Source organism: Microbacterium sp. MAH-37, from assembly GCF_009758255.1.
Lineage (GTDB): Bacteria > Actinomycetota > Actinomycetes > Actinomycetales > Microbacteriaceae > Microbacterium.
Map to the genome: position 1 here is coordinate 201,481 of NZ_WSEN01000007.1, position 20,812 is coordinate 222,292.

The window sequence follows — 20,812 nt, forward strand, 5'->3', positions numbered from 1 at the left end:
CCCCCTGGCGAGTCGTGACGCTCGACACCCTAGAGCCGATTCATAGGGTTTCACCAGGGGGTACTCCGTTAAGGATGAGGCGGGTGTGACTCGCTTCCGATCTCGCCGACCTCTTGCCGGGACAGCTTCGACGGCCACCAGATCGCCCGCCCGATGTCGTAGCCCAGTGCCGGCACCAGCAGCGAGCGAACGATGAACGTGTCCAGCAGCACACCGAAAGCCACGATGAACGCGATCTGCACGAGGAACAGGATGGGGATGACCCCGAGCGCGGCGAAGGTCGCCGCCAGCACCAGGCCCGCCGAGGTGATGACGCCTCCAGTGATCACCAGGCCACGGAGGATGCCGGGCCGCGCGCCGTGCTCCAGTGTCTCCTCCCGCACCCGCGTCATGAGGAAGATGTTGTAGTCGATCCCCAGCGCCACCAGGAACACGAAGCTGTACAGCGGCACTGCCGGGTCCGCGCCGGGGAAGTCGAAGACGACGTTGAAGAACAGCGCGGCCACGCCGAGGGCGGTCCCGAACGACAGGACGGTGGTCAGCACCAGCAGGATCGGCGCGACGACGGCACGCAGCAGGATCATCAGGATCACGAGGATGACGACGAGCACCAGCGGGATGATCAGCGTTCGGTCGTGGATCGACGCGTCGTTCGTGTCGATCGCGGTCGCCGTCACGCCGCCGACGAGCGCACCGGGCACCGCCTTGTGCAGGTCGGTGCGGATGCTTCGGACGGTCTGCTCCGCAGCATCCGAATCGGCGGCGTCGGAAAGCGTGGCCTGCAGCAGCACATTCCCGTCCGACACCGTCGGCTCAGCCGCCGGTGTACCGGGAGGGCCGACGGCCATGATGCCGTCTGAGGTGACCTGCGCGCTGCCGCTCGGGCTGTCGGCCGACACGACGCTGACGCTCTCCACGCCGTCCGCCGCGAGCAGCACATCGGCGGCGTCCTGCAGTTCGCGCTCCGGCACGATCACATAGGCCGGGCTGCCGGATCCCGCCGGGAAGTGCTCGCCGAGGATCTGCTGTCCGTCCCGTGCCTCGGAGGAGCCGAGCACCAGGTCGGACTGCGGCACTCCGGAGGCGTCCAGCTGCGTCGCACCGAGCATGCCGGCGGCGAGGACGAGCGCGGTGACGATCCAGATCGGGCGGTGGCGGCGACGGATCCATCCGGCGAGCCAGGCCCACGGGCCACGCGAGGGCATCCCGTCCTCGGCCTCGACGACCTCCGGCTCGTACACGGGCCGGCGCGGCCAGAACGCGGCGCGCCCGAACAGGAAGAGGATGGCCGGCAGCAGTGAGAGCGCCGCGAGCATCGCGAACACGATGCCGATCGAAGCCACGGGCCCGAGAGCGCTGTTCGACTTCAGATCGCTGAGCAGCAGGCAGAGAAGCCCCGCGATGACCGTGCAGCCGGATGCCACGATCGGCTCCACCGAACCGCGGATCGCCCGCATCGCCGCGACCCAGGTGTCGGTGTTCACCCGAAGCTCTTCTCGGAACCGGGATACGTAGAGCAGCGAGTAGTCGGTCGCCGCGCCGATCACGAGGATGAACAGGATGCCCTGCGTCTGACCGCTGAGCAGGAGAAGCCCCGCCTTCGCCAGCCACCACACCGTCAGCAGCGCCGCGGTGAGCGCGAAGATGCTCGTGGCGAGGACCGCCACGGGCAGCAGGAACGACCGGTACACGATGATGAGGATGATCAGCACGGCGAGCAGCGCCACGCCCAGCAGCAGACCGTCGATGCCGGTGAATCCGTTCACGAGGTCGGCGGTGAAGCCGGCCGGCCCTGTGATGTGCACCGCGACGCCGTCCGGTGCGGCGTCGCGCAACGCCGAGTCGACGTCGGCCACCGCAGCGCGCAGGCCTCCGCTCTCGGCGGTGATGGGCACGAACGCCTGCGCGGCCTCGCCGTCCTCCGAAGGGATCAGCGGCGAGACGTCCGTGCCCACGCCGTCGACATCGTCGGGGAGCGCCGCGACCGCGTCCGACATCCGCTCCAGGTCGTCGTCGCTCAGCTTCTCGTCGGACGACACCACGACGACCGCGGGAATCGCGTCGGAGTCGCGGAAGCCGCTGAGCATCGACTGGACCTCCGTCGCCTCCGCGGAGGACGGCAGATAGGCGGACTGCTCGTTGGACGACACCTCGCTCACCCGGCCGAAATACGGGCCGCCGATGCCGGCGACGACGAGCCAGATCAGGATGAGCAGCGAGGGGATGAGGAGGCGCAGCCACGCGGGCACGCTGCTGTGCGGTGAGCGCCTGCGGCGCTGGTCCGATCCGGCGTCCGGTGTCGTGCTGGACATGAGGGCTCCCCCCAGAGGGGGACGGCCCTCAGCCCTATGAAACCATACCGGCCGGACGCGAGCCGAGCAGAATCCGACCAGAATGAGGGGCATGAGCACCGTCATCCGCTTTCTGAAGCGCTATCCGGTCGTCCCGCTGACCGTGCTGGTCGCGGTCGTCGTCCTCGTGCTGCACATGGTCGACCTCGCGTTCGCGGCGCAGGTCGTCGCGACGGTGTTCGTGGCCGCGTTCATGCTCTGGACGATCATCGGAATGGTGCGGTCGCTGCTCAAGGGGCAGTTCGGCCTCGACATCCTCGCGGTGGTGGCGATGGGTGCGACTCTGGCGGTGGGGGAATACGTCGCCTCTCTCATCGTCGTGCTGATGCTCTCGGGCGGAGAGGCGCTCGAGGACTTCGCGTCGTACCGCGCCCGCCGGGATCTGAACGCGCTGCTGGAGCGCTCGCCGCAGCGGGCGCACCTGCTCGGGGCCGACGGATCGCTGCAGGACGTCCCCGTCGAGCAGGTCCGCGTCGGCGACGTGCTGCTGGTCCGGCCGTCCGAGATCGTGCCCGCGGATGCCGCCCTGCTGGACGACTCCGCGGAGTTCGACGAGTCCTCGCTGACGGGCGAGAGCCTTCCGGTGACGAAGAGCGCGGGCGACGAGGTGATGTCCGGTTCGGTGAACGGCGATGACGCCGTGCGGCTGCGCGTGCTTCGTCCGGCGGAGCAGAGCCAGTATCAGCAGATCGTCAAGCTCGTCGCCGCTGCGGAGGACTCCCGGGCGCCGGTCGTTCGGCTCGCCGATCGCTACGCCGTTCCGTTCACGGTCGTGTCCCTGGCGATCGCGGGTGTCGCCTGGGCGATCGCAGGGGATCCCGCGCGTTTCGCCGAGGTGCTCGTGCTGGCGACGCCGTGCCCGCTGCTGATCGCCGCGCCGGTGGCGTTCCTCGGTGGCCTGTCGCAGACGTCGCGCCGCGGTGTGATCGTCAAGGGCGGAGCGGTGCTGGAGCAGTTCGGGCGGATCCGCTCGGCGGCTTTCGACAAGACCGGCACGCTGACGCGGGGGCACCCGGCGCTGATCGATGTCCGTCCGGCGGCCGGCTTCGACGCCGCCGACGTGCTGCGGCTCGCCGCATCGGCGGAGCAGTACTCGACTCACGCGCTCGCCGACGGCATCCGCGCGGCGGCGCAGGATCGCGGGCTGAGCCTGCTCCCGGCGTCGCACGCCGCGGAGGCCGCCACGAACGGCGTCACCGCGGTGATCGACGGGCGTACCGTCGTCGTCGGCAAGCCCGCCTACATCGATGCGCTCACGCCCGACCTCGTCCGGGAGGACCTGCGCTCCGGCGAGGCCGCCGCGTACGTCGCGGTCGCCGGCCGGTACGCCGGGGCACTCATCCTGGCCGACGAGCTGCGGCCCGAGTCCGGCGCGGTCGTCGGCTGGCTGCGCGAGCACGGCGTGGAGCGGATCGTCATGCTGACCGGCGACGCGCGCACCACGGCGGAGTCCGTGGCCTCGTCGATCGGCGTGACAGAGGTGCATGCCGAGCTGCTGCCCGCGGACAAGGTGCGACTGGCGAGTGAGATGGCTCCCCGCCCGATGCTGATGGTCGGCGACGGCGTCAATGATGCGCCCGTGCTCGCTGCGGCCGACATCGGGGTCGCGATGGGAGCGAAGGGCGCGACTGCGGCGGGAGAGGCCGCGGATGCTGTGATCGTCGCCGACTCGCTGAGCCGTCTGGTGGACGCCGTCCGGATCGGCCGGCACACCCTCACCGTCGCGACCACCGCCATCGTGATCGGCATCGTCCTGAGCGTCGGCCTCATGCTGGTGGCGACGACAGGTGTGATCCCCGCGGTGGCCGGCGCGCTGATCCAGGAGGTCGTCGATCTGGCGACGATCCTCTACGCGCTGCGCGCGCTGCGCCCGCCGAAGGGTACGGAGCTCGGCACTGTGCCGTCCGCGCAGCCCGCGTCAGTCTCGCAGGCCGGCTGAGGGAAGCACTCCGACGCCCTCGCGCAGTTCGAACACGAGCTGGGTCTCCGTCGCACGCACCACATCGTGCACGGTGATGTGCTCGAGCACGATGTCGCGCAGTGCCGCGGCATCCGACACTGCGACGTGCACAAGGAAGTCGTCCGCGCCGGCGATGTGGAACACCTGCAGCACGCCGGGCGTCTTCACCAGCGCATCGAACAGCGCGTCGACGCCGGCCTTGCTGTGGTTGCCGAGGCGCACCCGGATGACCGCCTGCACAGGGAGGCCCAGCGCGGTCGGGTCGACGCGCAGACGCGCGCCGAGCAGCACCCCGCGAGCGCGCAGCGACCGGAGCCGGAACGCGCACGTGGATGCCGGGATGCCCAGTCCCTGGGCGAGATCGCGGACCGTCGCCTCGGGCTGCTCGGCGAGCGCGCCGAGGATGCGCAGATCGAGCGGGTCGATCGCGGGTGCCTGTTCTGCCGCCAACTTCAATACCTTCTTCTCCGCCGGATCTTGTCGAGTCAACAAGATCATCGCCCCTGAAGGTGTGACAGAGCAACCAGGGTGGACTGAACCTGCGCTGCGGAGCATCCTGATGGCATGTCCGATCTGCCGCTGCATCCCGAGACCATCGCCGTCCACGCCGGACGCACCGACTTCGCCGCGCTCGGCGTGCATGCGGCCCCGATCGACCTCTCCACGACCAACCCGCTGCCCGACATCCTGCACGGGGGCGACTCCTACGAGGCGATGGCGACCGGGGGACACCCGGTGCCGGAGGGCGGCAACGTCTATGCCCGACTATGGAATCCCACTGTCGCGCGGTTCGAGGAGGCGCTCGCGGAGCTCGAGCACGCCGAGGCCTCAGTCGCGTTCTCGTCCGGCATGGCGGCGATGACGGCCGCGATCCTCTCGCACACCCAGGCGACAGGGCGGCACCACGTGGTCGCGGTGCGTCCGCTCTACGGCGGGACGGACCACCTGCTCGACTCAGCGCTCCTCGGCACCAGAGTCACCTTCTGCGACGCGCACGAGGTGGCGGGGGCGCTGACCGCCGACACCGGGCTCATCGTGCTCGAGACACCCGCCAACCCCACCCTCGACCTCGTCGACATCGCCCATGTCGTCGCGCAGGCCGGTGGCGTCCCTGTGCTCGTCGACAACACCTTCGCGACGCCGCTGCTGCAGAATCCGCTCGATCTCGGCGCCACCATGTCGCTGCACAGCGCAACGAAGTACATCGGCGGCCACGGCGACGTGATCGCCGGCGTGATCGCCTGCTCGGAGAAGACCGCCGTGGCCCTGCGCCAGGTGCGCGCCATCACCGGCGCCCTGCTGCATCCGCTCGGCGCCTACCTGCTGCATCGGGGACTCGCCACCCTGCCGGTGCGTCTGGCCGCGCAGCAGGCCGGCGCCGTCGAGCTCGCGCGCTGGCTGGCAGATCAACCGGCGGTCGCCGACGTGTTCTTCCCCGGTGCGAGGCCGGAGGACCGTGAGCTGGTCGAGCGGCAGATGCGCGGTCCGGGCGCGATGATCGCCGTGCGCCTGCGCGGCGGGTACGTCGCAGCTGAGGCGCTCACCGGGGCGGTGCGCCTGTTCACGCACGCGGTCTCGCTCGGCGGGGTGGACTCGCTCATCCAGCACCCTGCGGCGCTGACCCACCGTCCGGTGGCAGCCGAGGCACGGCCCGGCGCCGACATCGTGAGGCTCTCGATCGGCCTGGAGAACGTCGACGACCTGCGCGTCGATCTGGACCAGGCGCTGGCGAAGGCGGATGCCACCGCCGCGCAGGTGGCACGCTGACCCTCCCGCGCCCTCTACGGTGGAGGCATGAGCGACAACACTGACCCGACGCCGCAGCCCGGGTACACCCCGCCGCCCGCGTCCGCCCCGTCCGCACCGGCTCCCCAGGCACCCCCGCAGGCCGGGTATGCCGGATATCCGGCGCCGTCCGCCGGGTACGTTGCGGCCCCGCCGGCGCCGAAGACCAACGTCCTGGCCATCGTCACCTTCGTGCTGGGCCTGCTCGGCTTCGCGATCGTGCCGGTCATCCTCGGCCACATCTCCCTCAGCCAGATCAACAAGAGCGGTGAGAGCGGAAAGGTGTTCGCCATCATCGGCCTCGTGCTGGGCTACCTGATGTGCGCCGTGTACCTGCTGCTCATCATCCTCCTCGTCGCCGGCAGCCTGTTCTACGCGACGAACTACAACTGACCTCGCTGGTCGGTCTCAGGCCCGCGCCGGAGCATGAGCTCCGGCCGGGCCGAATCTCGCGATGACCAGAAGTGCACCGGATGCCGCCACGATCGCGGCAGCAGCGGCGAAGAAGGCAGCGAGCCCCGCGACGTCGGCGATCAGCGCGACCCCCGCGTAGGCCAGCGGACTCAGCCCGAGCGTGAGCAGGGTGAGCACCGCCGTCACCCTGCCCAGCATTGCCGGCGGAGTCTGCTGCTGGACCTGTCCCTGGCACAGCACCATCGTGACGCCGCTGCTGACCCCCATACCCGCGCCGCAGAGCACCGCGGCCGCGACTTCGGCGGAAGCGCCGAAGACGAGCAGCAGCGCGGCCGTCACGGCCACGGATGCGAGCACCGTCGCGCGCCCTCCCGCGCGCGGCAGCGCCGAGAGCGCCAGGCTCGTCACCAGGCCTCCGATGCTGAATGCGGCGAGCACGGCGCCCGCCGTCGCCGCGGGCCATCCGCGGTCCTGCACGAGCAGGATGATCGCCGCGGCGACGGGACCGGAGAACGGCAGTTCAGACAGTGCGGTGCCCATCACGAGCGGAACGATCCTCAGGCGCCGGACCGTCTGCCAGCCGGATCCCGTCGTCTCGACGCGCTCCGCGGCGGTGCCGGCCGTCCGGGGGCGGATCGTGCGCAGCAGCAGCACCGACGTCGCGAAGAGCGCGCCCAGTGCGGCGAAGGCGACGGCGCTCCCGGCGAGCAGCAGCAGTGCGCCGAGTGCGGGGCCGACGGTGTTCGCGATCCGCAGACCGGTGATCCGCCACGCCTGCAGACGGGTGAGGTCCTCGGGCTCGACGAGGCGGGCGGGCATCGCGCCGACCGCGGGGATGAAACAGGCGTCCACGACCCCGAAGATCACGGCGACGACCATCAGCCACCAGGGGAGCAGGCCGAGCGAGACGGCGAGCAGCGCGGCGCCGATCAGCGTCGCCGCCCTCGCCGCGTCGGTCCAGACGGCGATCCGGCGCGGATCGACGCGGTCCGCCAGCATCCCGCCCGCGAGGAGCAGCAGCAGCCGGGGGAGCGATCCGGCGGCGAGGATGAGTCCGGACGAGGAAGCGCCGCCGGCTTCCGCCGCGGCCCAGGTGAGCACCAGGTAGTAGGCGACGTCGCCGAGGACGGCGAGGGTGTACGCCAGCACCCAGCGCACGGCGTCGTGCGTGACGCCCGTGCTCACGGCTGCTCGTAGATCTGGAGCCGTACCTGCGTCCTCGATCCGCCGTCGGCGGTGCCCTCGGTGCGATAGCGCTCGATCACGCCCATGAGGTCGGCGCGGAGTCGCTGCCGCCGTTCGCCGTCGAGCGGGAGCCGTAGATCGATGAAGGCGGACTCCGCGAGCCATCCGGCGTCGGCACGCGGCACAGCCGCCGCCACGCGCTGCAGTTCTTCTGCGGCCATCAGCACGACGGATTGCACATACCGGCGGGCGGACCCGTCGTCGTGCTGGGCAGGATCGAACTGCGACATGTCCTCCGCCGCACGCCACCAGCGCTCGCGCTGAGTGCCGAGGGCGGGATCCTCGACGATGAGCCCTCCCGCTTCGAGTCGCCGAAGGTGGTAGCTCGCCGCGCCGGAGTCGAGGTCGAACTCGCGCCCGAGCGAGCGCGAGGTCGCAGGGCCGTTCTCGCGCAGTCGGCGCAGGAACGCCAGGCGCATCGGATGCGAGAGCACCCGCAGCTGGGCGGTGCTGAGTTCTTCGGCTGCCATGTCGGTAAGGCTACGAGTGCGAAGAAGTCTTCGCAACATGATCGCTTCCAGCGGAACGCGTTACGGCAGTAACTGCCATAATCGGGCGTACGCTGAGAGCATGCCCCGCCAACCGCTCGCCCCAGAAGATCTGCTGCGCATCTCGGAACGATGCGCAGAGCTGCTCACCGCCGATGGCGCCGGAGAGCCTTCCGTGGCCGTTCTCGCGGATGCGGCCGGCCTGTCCGAGCGAACCTTCTACCGCTACTTCCCGACCAAGGCGGACTGCCTGCGGCCGCTGTTCGACGAGGGGCTGCATGCCTTCGTCCGGGTGCTGGAGACGCAGCCCTCCGATGCGGGACTCCCCGCCGCCGTGCGCGCGGCGTTCTCCGCGACCTTCCCGGATGAAGGCGAACAGCGCTCCCGGGCGATCATGAAGGCGGTCTTCCGGGACCCGGCGCTGCGCAGGGTCTGGTTCGAGGCGAGCTGGGAGACCGCGAGACTGATCCGTCCCGCCGTCGCGCGGCAGCTGCAGCAACCCGAAGAGTCGATCGCGGTGACCGTGGGCTGCGGCCAGGCGGTGCTGCACGTGATCGGCGGGATCGTTCATCTCGTCTCCGACGGATCGCACCCCTCCGAGCTCACCGCGGAGCTCTCCGAACTCATCTTCCCGAGCGGCACGGGACCCACTGCCGCCTGACTGAAAGGAACAACTCATGACTCGGAACCTCGAAGGCAAGGTCGTCCTCGTCACCGGCGGTGCGCGCGGCCTGGGCGAGGCATACGCACGGGGCATCGTCGCGGCCGGAGGCAAGGTCGTCATCGGCGACCTGCTGGACGCCGACGGCGAGGCCGTCGCCACGTCGCTCGGCGACGCGGCCCGCTTCGTGCACCTCGACGTCACAGACGCCGAGTCCTGGAAGGGCGCCGTGGATGCCACCGTCGCCGCTTTCGGCCGTCTCGACGGCCTCGTGAACAACGCCGGGATCTCGGCATCCGGAACCCCCGTCGCGGATGAGCCGCTGGAGACGTTCGAGCGCGTCGTCCGCATCAACCTGCTCGGTGTGCACATGGGCATGCACTTCGCGATTCCCGCGATGCGCGAGTCCGGCGGTGGATCGATCGTGAACATCTCCTCGGCAGCAGGCTTGATCGGGATGGCGCTGACCAGCGCATATGGCGCAGCGAAGTGGGGCGTGCGCGGGCTGAGCAAGATCGCTGCCGTCGAGCTGGGACGCGAGCGGATCCGCGTGAACTCCGTGCATCCCGGCATGGTGCTCACGCCGATGACCGCCCCCACGGGCATCAGCCTCGAGGAGGGGGCGTTCCCGAACAACCCGTTCCAGCGCGTCGGCCGGGCCGAGGAGCTGGTCGGTGCGGTGACCTACCTGCTGAGCGATGACGCGTCGTACACCACTGGCGCGGAGATCGCCGTCGACGGCGGATGGACCGCCGGACCGTCGATCGAGTACATCGCCGGCCAGTGAGGGGTGGCGGCACGTGACGTGCCAGCATGGAGGCATGACCTCTCCTAACGTCACCGCCAACCTCACGAGGGAAGAGACCGCCGCGCGGGCCGCGGGCATCACACTGCACCGCGTCCGGGTCGAGCTCGACCTCACCGGGGCCCCGGAGCGCGAACGCTCCGGGTTCCCGACGAGCACCGTGCTCGAGTTCGATGCGACCGCCGACGCGACCTGGGTCGACTTCATCGGAGAAAGCGTCGACCGCGTGGTGCTCAACGGCACCGAGCAGGCCGTCGACTGGGACGGCGCGCGCATCCGCGTGACCGGTCTCGCCGCGCAGAACACCCTCACCGTCGAGGCCGTCGCCGCGTACAGCCGCTCCGGCGAGGGCATGCACCGGTTCCACGATCCGGTCGACGGCGAGACGTACCTGTACACCCAGTACGAGCCCGCGGACTCCCGGCGGGTGATGGCGAGCTTCGAGCAGCCCGACATGAAGGCCTCGTACACGTTCGTCGTCTCGGCTCCTGCCGGCTGGCAGCTGCTGTCCAACCAGCGCCCGGAGCACACGACGCCTGGCATCGGCGTGCAGACCGTGCAGTTCGCCCCGACGCTGCCGATCTCCAGTTACATCACCTCCGTGGCGGCGGGCCCGTACGCCCGCATCGACGATGAGTGGCGCCGCGACGATCAGGTCGTCGAGCTCGGCCTGTTCTGCCGCGCATCGCTGCTGCAGTACCTCGAATCCGAAGAGTTCCTCACCGTCACCAAGCAGGGGCTGGACTTCTTCACCGACGCCTTCGCCTTCCCCTACCCGTGGGGCAAGTACGACCAGATCCTGGTGCCGGAGTACAACCTCGGCGCCATGGAGAACCCGGGCCTGGTGACGTTCACAGAGTCGTACATCAGCCGCGGCGCGGCGACGGACGCTCAGCGGTCGAGCCGGGCGAACACGATCCTGCACGAGATGGCGCACATGTGGTTCGGCGACCTGGTCACCATGCGCTGGTGGGACGATCTGTGGCTCAAGGAGTCGTTCGCGGACTACATGGGAGCGCACGCGCTCGGCGCGGCCACGCGGTTCGAGGACGCCTGGGTGTTCTTCGCGAACCGCCGCAAGGCCTGGGCGTACCAGCAGGATCAGCTGCCGACCACGCACCCGATCGTCGCCGACATCCCCGATCTCGAGGCCGCGAAGCTGAACTTCGACGGCATCACCTATGCCAAGGGCGCCTCGGTACTCAAGCAGCTGGTCGCCTACGTCGGGGAGGAGGCGTTCTTCGAGGGCGCTCGCCGGTATTTCGCCGCGCACGCCTACGGCAACACCACGCTCGACGACCTGCTGGTACAGCTGGAGGACGTCTCGGGCCGCGATGTGCGGACCTGGTCGGCGGCGTGGCTGGAGACCTCCGGTGTCTCGACGCTCTCCTTCGAGGAGGACGCCGACGGCAACGGCGTCATCATGCAGACCGACCCGCGCCCGCACCGCCTGCGCGTCGGCCGCTACGACGTGCAGGACGGCGTCCCCGAGCTGCGCGACCGCGCCGAGCTGGACGTCACCGACGAGCACACGCCGTTCGAGCGCGCGGACGCCGACCTGGTCCTGCTGAACGACGAGGATCTCACCTATGTGAAGGCACGGCTCGACGAGCGATCGCTCGCGACGGTCGAGGGGACCCTGTCCGCGGTGGAGGACGCGCTCGCACGCGGACTGATCTGGGCCTCGCTGTGGAACGCGACGCGTGACGGCGAACTGCCCGCGCAGCGGTATCTCGCCATCGTGCGTCGGCATGCCGCCGCCGAGCGCGACATCGTGCTGCTGACCGGGGTGCTCCTGAACGCACAGTTCGCGGTGCGCCACTACGTGCCTGCCGACGCGCGTTCCGACGAGCAGGGCTCATGGCTCGACCTGTCCTGGCAGGCGCTGCAGGCGGCGGATGCCGGCAGCGACGCGCAGCTGGCCTGGGCCCGTGCGTTCGCCGAGGCCGCCGCCTACGACGACGCGCACGGCGATGACGTGCGGCGGATGCTGGACGGCGCCGCGCCCGAGGGACTGCCTCTCGACCCCGACCTGCGCTGGCAGCTGCTCACCGCCCTCACCACCACAGGGACGGCGGGTCCGGAGGACGTCGAGGCGGAGCTGAGGCGCGACGACACGGCATCCGGCCGGACCGCCGGCCGGCGCGCGCTCGCCTCCCGCCCGACGGCCGAGGTGCGTGCCGCAGCCTGGGATGCAGCCTGGAACGACCTCACCCTCAGCAACGACCACCTGGATGCCGAGATCGCCGGCTTCCGCGCCGGCGGACGGCGCGACCTGATCGCCGGATTCGACGAGGAGTTTTTCGAGCGCATCGCAGCGGTGTGGGGAGAGCGCAGCATCGAGCTGGCCAAGCGGCTCGTGACGGGTCTGTTCCCGGCGTCCGACTCGCTCGAGCCGGCGGACGCCTGGCTGGCCGCGCACGAGGATGCGCCGGCCGCGCTGCGCCGGGTCGTCATCGAGCAGCGCGACCACCTGTCGCGCGACCTGCGGGTGCGCGCGGCGCAGCCGGTCGCGGACTGACGCCCCGACGATGACGGGCCCTGCACCGACGTGGTGCGGGGCCCGTCATCGCCTCAGTCCCGGACGTCTTGTCGCAGCTCGGCCGCCGTACTGACGCCGAGAGCGAGGTGATCGGGCCGGTCGTCGCTGAGCGTCAGGAACACCAGCGCGAGATACGCCGCCCAGGCTCGCGCCCTGGTCCAGGTCGGCTCGTCATAGCGGTCTCCGGTCGCGATCCGGAACCGCCGACGTCCATCGGCGTCGAACAGCAGCCAGCCTGCGGCGAGGTCGTAGGCGGGATCGCCTGCGGTGACATCGCCGAAGTCGATGAGGGCCGTGAGCCCGCCGTTCCGCAGCAGGACGTTGCCGGGATGCAGATCGCCGTGGATCCAGAGTCGCTGGTCGCTGTGCGGAGCCCGCAGCCCCGCCTCCCACGCCGTGCGGAGGGTATCCGACGCCGGCATGAGCGCTAGGCGCTCGCGCATGGCGCCATCCCGGACGGCGAGCGGCACCCCGCGGAGGGGATTGTGCGGCGCGTCCGCGGGCGCGGGGACGTGCAGTGCGGCGAACGCCGAGGCGAGGGCGGGTGCCCACTCCGCGTTCGCGGAGCGCGGGACGCCGAGCGCCGGCATCCCCTGGATCCACGGGATCACCGACCAGGGCCAGGCGAAGGCCGCGGTCGGCCGTCCCGCGACCACCGGGACCGGCGTCAGCACGCCCACGGCCGCCAGCCGCGGTCCGATCTCGGGCAGCGCGCGCTGCTCGTGGGTGATGAGCGGAACGGCGAGTTCGCGACGGGGGATGCGCACGGCGAGATCGTCGCCGAGCCTCCAGATCTCGTTGTCCCACCCGTCGGCGACGAGGGCGAGCGGGAGGTCGGCGAGGTGCGGGGCGTCGGAGCGCAGCAGGGCGCGGACATCGGCCTCTTCGAGGACGTGCTCCGCAGCGGGGGAGTTCGCCATCGTCAGAGGTCGAGGGACTCGCCGGGGTCCAGGGTGAAGAACTCGCCGCCGCCCTGTTCAGTGGCCCACTTCAGGCGACTGCGATGCATGTCTCGGCCGATCACGGAGAGCGTCATGTCGTGCACGCCGAACGCGCGCCGCGGCGCGACCGCCAGCACGTAGTCCATGGCGTCGCCGATCTTCAGCCACGGTGCGCCGAGAGGAGCGGCGAGCGTTCCCACGGCGACCCCCTCCGGCACCGCGTAGGAGTCACCGGGGTAGTAGAGCTCGTCGTTGACGAGCACGCCGACGTTCTCGACCACGGGGAGGGACGAGTGGATCACGGCGTGCTCGCCGCCGAAGAAGCGCAGTGTGAAGGAGCCGGCGGTCACGGTGTCGCCCGGTGCCACCACGGTGATCTCGTGATCCGTCGCCTGCGCGGCGACGCCGGCGGGGGCGAACACCGGCGTGCCGGGAGCGGCGAGCAGGATGCGATCGAGGTGCTCGGGCGTCCAGTGATCGGGGTGCTCGTGGGTGATCACCACGGCCACGGCCTTCCTCAGGTCCTCCAGCGGCGTGGTGAACGAGCCCGGGTCGATGATGAGGGTTTCGCCGGCCTCGTCGATGCGGAGGGCGGCATGTTCGAATTTCGTGACGCGCATGAGTCGAGTCAACTCCTGCGCGCCCGCGCGCGCAAACGACCCGCGACACGCCCGTGATCCGCGTTCGGCCCGCCTCGATTTGGTCGCGCTGGAATCGCCGTGGCATACTTGAACAGTTGTCAGCGGGACGGAAAAGTTCCGCAAGACGGCCCCATCGTATAGCGGCCTAGTACGCCGCCCTCTCACGGCGGTAACGCGGGTTCGAATCCCGCTGGGGTCACGGACAACATCAGAAGGCCCCCGGTTCCGACCGGGGGCCTTCTGCGTTTCCGGATCAGTTCGCCGATTCCTCGGCGGATTCCCCGACCGGTTCCTCGATCGTCTCCTCCTCGGGTTCCTCCGCTGTGGTGTCCCGCAGCGAGATGCTCCGCAGCTGCGGATTGCTCAGCGGAACGACCATCAGCAGCGCCATCGCACCCCCGTAGAGCGCGAACGGCACCCACAGCGGCAGGATCCCCGCGAGCGCACCGAAGGCGGCCATGCCCACGGGCATCAGGCAGTCGTCGCCGAGTCGCAGGATCGATCCGAGACGTCCGAGGTAGTCGGGCGCGGCCGTCGCCGCGAAGGTCGCGCTCAGGAGGGAGGACGCGTATCCCGCGGTGAATCCGATCGCCAGGCATCCGGCGCCGACCACGAACTGATTCCCGAGACCGAGGGAGACGATCCCCGCGCCTTGCACCATCAGTGCTGTGAAGCCGCCGATCGCCTCGTGACGCGGACGCCAGCGCACCACCGTCAGGGCGCCGACCATCGCGCCGCCGCCGACGAGCGCCTCGAAGACGCCCACCGCTCCCGCACCCCAGTCGCGCGACGTGGCCATCAGCGGCAGGCCGATGGCGAGCGCCGGGCCCACCGCCAGGTTCAGCCCGGACAGTGCGATCACCAGTGTGCGCGTCGCACGTTCCCGACCCAGGTAGCGGAAGCCGTCGGCGACACCGCGCAGAACGCTCTGCTCCGCGGAGGCCCGGGGGAGTGCGAACCGCGGGCGCAGCCACAGCACGATGAAGACGATGACGATGACGTACGTCAGCGTGTTCAGCCCCGCGCTGCCCGTGATCCCATAGGCGGCGACGAGGAACCCTCCGGCAGCCGAGCCCGCCATCGTGCCCAGACGGGAGAGCGTCTGGCTCAGCGCGGCATACGCCGGAAGATCGGATGCGGCGACGAGCTGACGCGGCATCGTCCCCGCCGCCGGTTCGAAGAACGCGTCGCACAGTCCGAAGGCGATGCTGGCGATCAGCAGCAGGGCGACCGTCGGCGGTGCCGCTAGACACCACACCGCGACCGTGACCAGCACGACCACGCGCAGCGAGTTGAACACGATCATCAGCCGTCGGGCATCCGCGCGATCGGCGTACGCGCCGCCGATCAGCAGCACCACCGCACGAGGGACCGTGCCGGCGGCCACGACGAGGCCGGCGACGGCGGGGGAGGCGATCTGCACCGCCGTCCAGGCGAAGGCGATCGTGAAGATCGCGTCTCCGGCATCGGAGAGCGCCTTGATCACCAGCCACGCCTGGACCATCCGATCGCGGGCGAACGCCGGCGGAGTGCGGAGCATCGTGGGTTGAGCCGTGGTCGTCATGTCATACCTCCGTCGGGAAGCCGTGGGCGAAGAAGTAGACCGGAGTCCGCTCCTGCCCGTCCTCGCGGTCGATGCCGGCGCTCCACTCCTCGAGCATCCGTCCCACTCGCGCCTGCAAGTCGTGCAGCTCGTCCTGCGTGGCCCAGGCCACGGTGTCGGTGTTGAAGCCCTCCCACTCGCTGGAGGCCGACACCCGGTACCAGCGCTGGAGGCGGTCGAGCTGGTTGCGCACGTTCGCGCGCTGCGCCTCGCGGGCCAGCAGCGCGTCGGCGGGCGATTCGAAGTCCTCGGAGGACCACGTGAACGAACGCCGGGTCAGTTGCCACCAGCTGGTGCGCCCGTCGCCGTGGGGGTCCGCGACCTGCTCGACGACGCCGGCCTTCTGCAGCATCCGCAGATGGTGGCTGATGCTGCCGACCTGCGCGTCGAAGGCGCGCGCGAAGGTGCCGACCTGGGTTGGCCCGTGCAGCAGCAGCCGGTCGATGATGCGCCGCCGGAGCGGGTGCGAGATGGCGGTGATGACGTCGATCTGTTCCACATAGGTAAACGTAAGCATGATCCGCGATTCTCACAAGAGTTCTTGTATACCCCGGAAAATCAAGGATTCCGCAGAGGAGCGGTGGCGACGTCGTGGTATCGGCGTCCGGTAGTATTGACTTCGCGAGAGGGAGTATCCCGTCAACGCGCGTCCGTCATCACGAGCATCGCCAACGCTGCTCCGGGCCCGCACCGCATGAGAATGCGGGGGAGAGACTTTCGGTCTTCACCGAACCCTCTCGAAAGGCGTCCTGCACGTGGACTTCATCCCCCTCTGGTTCGAGATCACCTCCATGGTGGTTCTCGTCGTCATCCTCATCGCCGACCTTCTGCTCGTGCGGCTGCGTCCGCACATCCCCAGCACCAAGGAGTCGACGCTCTGGGTGGCGTTCTACGTGACGCTCGCCCTGGCCTTCGCCGGGCTGCTCTGGGTGGTCTCCGACGGAGAGACCGCGGCGCACTTCGTCACCGGATGGGCGCTGGAGTACAGCCTCTCCATCGACAACCTGTTCGTCTTCGTGCTGATCATGGCCCAGTTCGCCGTGCCCAGACGACTGCAGCAGCAGGTGCTGATGGTCGGCATCATCATCGCGCTCGTCCTGCGCGGCATCTTCATCCTGCTCGGCGTGGCAGTCATCGAGAACTTCGCGCCGGTGTTCTACATCTTCGGCGCCTACCTCATCTACACCGCGATCAAGCAGGCGATGCCCGAGGGAGATCACGACGACGAGGTCAAGCGCGAGGGCTTCATGGTGCGGCTGGTGCGTCGCTTCGTCGACATCAGCGACCACTACGACGACAACAAGCTGCGCACCGAGGTCGACGGCAAGCGCATGTTCACCCCGATGGTGCTGGTCTTCGTCGTCATCGGCGTCACCGACCTGATGTTCGCGATCGACTCGATCCCGGCGATCTTCTCGATCACCTCGAACGGCTTCATCGTGTTCACCGCGAACATCTTCGCGCTGATGGGTCTGCGACAGCTCTACTTCCTGCTCGGCGACCTGCTCGACAAGCTGCGCTACCTGCACTATGGCATCGCCGTGATCCTCGGTTTCATCGGCGTGAAGCTGATCCTGCACGCGATGCACGAGAACTCGCTGCCGTTCATCAACGGCGGTCAGCCGATCGAGTGGGCCCCCGACATCAGCACCTGGATGTCGCTCGGCGTCATCCTGGTCTCGATGACCGTCGCGACCGTCGCGAGCCTCATCGCCGCGGCCCGCGACAAGCGCAAGGCCGCCGTCACACAGTGACGCAGCGGCGTCCGGCGGGTGCGGGCGCATGTAGACTGACCGGCATGCAGGCGGTGCAGCTTCTCCTTAGCAGCCGCGGCGAGACCTCGATCTAGGCCTCTCTCGCCGCGGTGTCTCGCGTGGGCCGCACCAAGACCCCAGGAGAAGTAAACGCATGACAGTCCCCGCATCCGCCCGCCCCCGCACTCTGGCCGAGAAGGTCTGGGACGACCACCTCGTCGTCAAGGGTGAGAACGGCGAGCCGGACCTGATCTACATCGACCTGCACCTGGTGCACGAGGTCACCAGCCCGCAGGCGTTCGACGGCCTGCGCTCCGAGGGGCGCCCGCTTCGTCGGCTCGACCTGACCATTGCGACTGAGGATCACAACACCCCGACGCTCGCGATCGACAAGCCGATCGCCGACCTCACCAGCCGCACCCAGATCGAGACGCTGCGCCGCAACGCGGAGGAGTTCGGCGTCCGCCTGCACTCGCTGGGCGACGCCGAGCAGGGCATCGTGCACGTCGTCGGGCCGCAGCTGGGCCTGACCATGCCGGGCATCACCGTGGTGTGCGGCGACTCGCACACGTCCACGCACGGCGCGTTCGGCGCGATGGCGTTCGGCATCGGCACCAGCGAGGTCGAGCACGTGATGGCCACGCAGACGCTGCCGTTGAAGCCGTTCAAGACGATGGCGATCAACGTGGAGGGCACGCTGCGTCCTGGCGTCACTGCGAAGGACATCATCCTCGCCGTGATCGCGAAGATCGGCACCGGCGGCGGACAGGGGTATGTGCTCGAGTACCGCGGCAGCGCCATCCGTGCACTCTCCATGGAGGGGCGCATGACGATCTGCAACATGTCGATCGAGGCGGGTGCCCGCGCCGGCATGGTCGCCCCCGACGAGATCACCTTCGACTACGTGCAGGGCCGTCCGCACGCCCCGCAGGGGCAGGACTGGGACGACGCGGTCGCCTACTGGCGCACGCTGCCCACTGACGAGGGCGCGGAGTTCGACGCCGAGGTGTTCATCGACGCTAACGAGCTGGAGCCGTTCGTGACCTGGGGCACCAATCCCGGGCAGGGCAGCTCGCTGTCGTCGACGGTTCCAGACCCCGCCGAGATCACCGACCCGAACGCCAGAGCCGCCGCCGAGCGCGCGCTGGAGTACATGGACCTCACGCCGGGCACGCCGCTGAAGGACGTGCAGGTGGATGCCGTGTTCATGGGCTCGTGCACCAACAGTCGCATCGAGGACCTTCGTGCCTTCGCATCGGTCATCAAGGGCAAGAAGAAGGCCGACGGCGTCCGCGTCATGGTCGTCCCCGGCTCGGCGCGGGTGCGTCTGGAGGCCGAGGCCGAGGGCATCGACCGGATCGTCGAGGAGTTCGGAGCGGAGTGGCGCTTCGCCGGCTGCTCGATGTGCCTGGGTATGAATCCCGATCAGCTCGCCCCCGGTGAGCGCTGCGCGTCGACATCCAACCGAAACTTCGAGGGCAGGCAGGGCAAGGGCGGTCGCACCCACCTGGTGTCGCCTCTGGTGGCCGCGGCCACCGCCATCCGTGGCACACTGTCGAGCCCGAGCGACCTGGTCGCCGAGGAGGTCTGAATCATGGAGAAGTTCACCACGCACACCGGTGTCGCCGCGCCCCTGAAGCGCTCCAATGTCGACACCGACCAGATCATCCCCGCCGTGTTCCTGAAGCGCGTCACCAAGACCGGGTTCGACGACGCGCTGTTCCACGCCTGGCGGCAGGACCCAGGGTTCGTGCTCAACCAGGAGCCGTTCCAGACGGCGTCCGTGCTGGTCGCCGGTCCCGACTTCGGCACCGGCTCCAGCCGTGAGCACGCCGTGTGGGCGCTGCGCGACTACGGCTTCAAGGTCGTGCTGAGCCCCCGGTTCGCCGACATCTTCCGCGGCAACTCCGGCAAGCAGGGCCTGCTCGCCGCGACCGTCGACGAGGCCGACATCGAGCGCATCTGGGCGCTCATCGACGAGGACCCCGGCCGTGAGATCACGGTCGATCTCGAGGCGCGAACCGCCACGATCGGGGGCTTCCAGACCGCCATCGGAATCGACGATTACACTAGATGGCGGCTCCTCGAAGGGCTCGATGACATCGGGCTCACGCTGCGCAACGAAGACAAGATCGCTCAGTTCGAGGCCCGCCGCGAATCGTGGCGGCCACGCACGCTTCCCGTCCGCTGAGGCCGGAAGCGCCCGTGGGCCGGGGCCACGAGCCCCGCGTTCCGAACGAAGAAGGATGAGGCCCGAATGTCGACACCTGTGCGCGCAGCCGTAGGAGAGGGAACGAACGTGACCGTATCCGAACTCGCGATCCGCGGGGGGCGGCCTCTGCGGGGCCGGGTGGATGTCAAGGGCGCGAAGAACCTCGCCACCAAGGCCATGGTCGCCACCCTTCTCGGGGAGACGCCCAGCACGCTGCGCGACGTCCCGGACCTCAGCGACGTCGCGGTCGTCCGCTCGCTGCTCGAGGTGCACGGGGTGCGGGTCGAAGAGGGCGACGAGCCCGGTGCCCTCACCTTCGACCCGAGTGGGGTCGAGTCGGCGCACATGGAGGAGATCGACGCGCACGCCGGCGCCTCCCGCATCCCGATCCTGTTCTGCGGCCCGCTGCTGCACCGGCTCGGGCAGGCGTTCATCCCCGACCTCGGCGGGTGCCGCATCGGCGACCGACCGATCGACTTCCATCTCGACGCGCTGCGCAAGTTCGGCGCCGTCGTGGAGAAGCTCCCCAGCGGCATCCGCCTGTCGGCCCCTGAGGGGCTGCGCGGCGCGAGCATCCATCTGCCGTACCCGAGCGTCGGCGCCACCGAGCAGGTGCTGCTGACCGCGGTGCGAGCGAAGGGCACGACCGAGCTGCGCAACGCGGCCATCGAGCCCGAGATCATGGATCTCATCGCGGTACTGCAGAAGATGGGTGCGATCATCTCGTACGAGCCCAACCGGGTCATCTTCATCGAGGGCGTCGACACGCTGCGCGGCTACGACCACCGATCGATCTTCGATCGCAACGAGGCGGCCTCCTGGGCGAGCGCGGCGCTCGCGACCGACGGCGAGATCTTCGTCGGCGGCGCGCGCCAGCAGGAGATGCTCACGTTCCTGAACGTGTTCCGCAAGGCCGGCGGCTGGTTCGACATCCAGGAGGACGGCATCCTGTTCCGCCGCGACGGCGAGCTCAAGCCGGTCGTCGTCGAGACCGACGTGCACCCCGGATTCATGACCGACTGGCAGCAGCCGTTGGTGGTCGCGCTGACCCAGGCCAACGGCCGCTCGATCGTGCACGAGACGGTGTACGAGAACAGGATGGGCTTCACCGACGCGCTGGTGAAGATGGGCGCCGACATCGTGGTGCACCCGCACGGTCTGCAGGACGGTCCGCGCCGCGTCGCGCGTCGCGAGCTGGAGCAGGCCGCGGTGATCACCGGCCCGACTCCGCTGCACGGCGCCGACATCGTCGTCCCCGATCTGCGCGGCGGCTACAGCCACGTGATCGCGGCGCTCACCGCACAGGGCGAGTCCCGTGTCTCCGGCGTCGACATCCTCAGCCGCGGCTACGAGAAGTTCCTCGACAAGCTCACCGCGCTGGGTGCGGACTTCGACGTCATCCGGTGAGCT

General features: G+C 69.6%; 18 protein-coding genes and 1 tRNA gene. 11 read left to right on the forward strand and 8 right to left on the reverse strand.

The genetic code is table 11. The features are described 5' to 3' along the window. Positions 1-68 precede the first annotated feature (68 nt). Complete coding sequence (locus GON06_RS09000; protein WP_157311967.1) at positions 69-2,312, reverse strand: MMPL family transporter; 2,244 nt, start codon at positions 2,310-2,312, stop codon at positions 69-71. Positions 2,313-2,403: 91 nt separating this feature from the next. On the opposite strand from GON06_RS09000, the gene GON06_RS09005 reads away from it, so the two are divergent. Then, positions 2,404-4,290: a heavy metal translocating P-type ATPase gene (locus GON06_RS09005; protein WP_157311968.1), complete on the forward strand. Its 1,887-nt coding sequence runs from the start codon at positions 2,404-2,406 to the stop codon at positions 4,288-4,290. On the opposite strand, the gene GON06_RS09010 is transcribed toward GON06_RS09005, so the two are convergent. Continuing rightward, positions 4,270-4,761, reverse strand: a complete 492-nt coding sequence (locus tag GON06_RS09010; RefSeq protein WP_157311969.1) for an Lrp/AsnC family transcriptional regulator — start codon at positions 4,759-4,761, stop codon at positions 4,270-4,272. The two genes, GON06_RS09005 and GON06_RS09010, sit on opposite strands and share 21 nt — an antisense overlap. A 114-nt stretch (positions 4,762-4,875) precedes the next feature. Between GON06_RS09010 and GON06_RS09015 the strand changes: the two genes are divergently transcribed. Together GON06_RS09015 and GON06_RS09020 are read left to right on the forward strand one after the other, a co-directional pair. After that, positions 4,876-6,078: a trans-sulfuration enzyme family protein gene (locus GON06_RS09015; RefSeq protein ID WP_157311970.1), complete on the forward strand. Its 1,203-nt coding sequence runs from the start codon at positions 4,876-4,878 to the stop codon at positions 6,076-6,078. A gap of 27 nt (positions 6,079-6,105) precedes the next feature. Continuing rightward, positions 6,106-6,489, forward strand: coding sequence for a DUF4190 domain-containing protein (locus GON06_RS09020; protein WP_157311971.1), 384 nt, complete (start codon positions 6,106-6,108; stop codon positions 6,487-6,489). A 15-nt stretch (positions 6,490-6,504) separates the two neighbouring features. Here the strand turns inward: GON06_RS09020 and GON06_RS09025 are convergent, their stop codons facing one another. Continuing rightward, positions 6,505-7,695 carry an MFS transporter gene (locus tag GON06_RS09025; RefSeq protein WP_157311972.1) on the reverse strand — a complete coding sequence of 397 codons (1,191 nt, stop codon included), beginning with the start codon at positions 7,693-7,695 and terminating at the stop codon, positions 6,505-6,507. Further along, positions 7,692-8,225, reverse strand: coding sequence for a winged helix-turn-helix domain-containing protein (locus tag GON06_RS09030; RefSeq protein ID WP_157311973.1), 534 nt, complete (start codon positions 8,223-8,225; stop codon positions 7,692-7,694). Before GON06_RS09030 ends, GON06_RS09025 begins: the two co-directional genes overlap by 4 nt. Positions 8,226-8,325: 100 nt before the next feature. On the opposite strand from GON06_RS09030, the gene GON06_RS09035 reads away from it, so the two are divergent. The 3 genes from GON06_RS09035 to pepN are packed head-to-tail and all read left to right on the forward strand — an operon-like array spanning position 8,326 to position 12,230. Then, entirely contained in the window at positions 8,326-8,904 is a 579-nt protein-coding gene (locus GON06_RS09035; protein ID WP_157311974.1) for a TetR family transcriptional regulator, read from the forward strand. A gap of 16 nt (positions 8,905-8,920) precedes the next feature. After that, positions 8,921-9,691: a glucose 1-dehydrogenase gene (locus GON06_RS09040; protein ID WP_157311975.1), complete on the forward strand. Its 771-nt coding sequence runs from the start codon at positions 8,921-8,923 to the stop codon at positions 9,689-9,691. A gap of 34 nt (positions 9,692-9,725) precedes the next feature. Then, complete coding sequence (pepN, locus tag GON06_RS09045; protein WP_157311976.1) at positions 9,726-12,230, forward strand: aminopeptidase N; 2,505 nt, start codon at positions 9,726-9,728, stop codon at positions 12,228-12,230. A 53-nt stretch (positions 12,231-12,283) separates the two neighbouring features. Here pepN and GON06_RS09050 read toward each other — a convergent pair whose 3' ends face one another. Together GON06_RS09050 and GON06_RS09055 are read right to left on the reverse strand one after the other, a co-directional pair. Then, positions 12,284-13,171 (reverse strand): aminoglycoside phosphotransferase family protein, encoded by an 888-nt coding sequence (locus GON06_RS09050; RefSeq protein WP_157311977.1) that lies wholly within the window; start codon positions 13,169-13,171, stop codon positions 12,284-12,286. A gap of 2 nt (positions 13,172-13,173) precedes the next feature. After that, the gene (locus tag GON06_RS09055) at positions 13,174-13,812 is read right to left on the reverse strand and encodes an MBL fold metallo-hydrolase (RefSeq protein WP_157311978.1); all 639 of its coding nucleotides are present in this window, start codon (positions 13,810-13,812) and stop codon (positions 13,174-13,176) included. Positions 13,813-13,959: 147 nt separating this feature from the next. Here GON06_RS09055 and GON06_RS09060 point away from each other — a divergent pair. Then, positions 13,960-14,032: transfer RNA gene (locus tag GON06_RS09060), tRNA-Glu, on the forward strand. A gap of 54 nt (positions 14,033-14,086) precedes the next feature. Here the strand turns inward: GON06_RS09060 and GON06_RS09065 are convergent. Continuing rightward, positions 14,087-15,397: an MFS transporter gene (locus GON06_RS09065; RefSeq protein WP_157311979.1), complete on the reverse strand. Its 1,311-nt coding sequence runs from the start codon at positions 15,395-15,397 to the stop codon at positions 14,087-14,089. A 1-nt stretch (position 15,398) separates the two neighbouring features. Beyond that, entirely contained in the window at positions 15,399-15,935 is a 537-nt protein-coding gene (locus tag GON06_RS09070; protein ID WP_332837324.1) for an ArsR/SmtB family transcription factor, read from the reverse strand. Between the two features lie 250 nt (positions 15,936-16,185). Between GON06_RS09070 and GON06_RS09075 the strand changes: the two genes are divergently transcribed. From GON06_RS09075 to murA, 4 genes are all read left to right on the forward strand, one after another. After that, entirely contained in the window at positions 16,186-17,190 is a 1,005-nt protein-coding gene (locus tag GON06_RS09075) for a TerC family protein (protein WP_157312215.1), read from the forward strand. A 154-nt stretch (positions 17,191-17,344) separates the two neighbouring features. Further along, positions 17,345-18,781, forward strand: coding sequence for a 3-isopropylmalate dehydratase large subunit (gene leuC, locus GON06_RS09080; protein ID WP_157311981.1), 1,437 nt, complete (start codon positions 17,345-17,347; stop codon positions 18,779-18,781). A gap of 3 nt (positions 18,782-18,784) precedes the next feature. Further along, positions 18,785-19,381, forward strand: coding sequence for a 3-isopropylmalate dehydratase small subunit (gene leuD, locus GON06_RS09085; RefSeq protein ID WP_157311982.1), 597 nt, complete (start codon positions 18,785-18,787; stop codon positions 19,379-19,381). 66 nt (positions 19,382-19,447) lie between these two features. Beyond that, positions 19,448-20,809 carry a UDP-N-acetylglucosamine 1-carboxyvinyltransferase gene (gene murA / locus GON06_RS09090; protein ID WP_157311983.1) on the forward strand — a complete coding sequence of 454 codons (1,362 nt, stop codon included), beginning with the start codon at positions 19,448-19,450 and terminating at the stop codon, positions 20,807-20,809. The last annotated feature ends 3 nt before the right edge of the window (positions 20,810-20,812 follow it).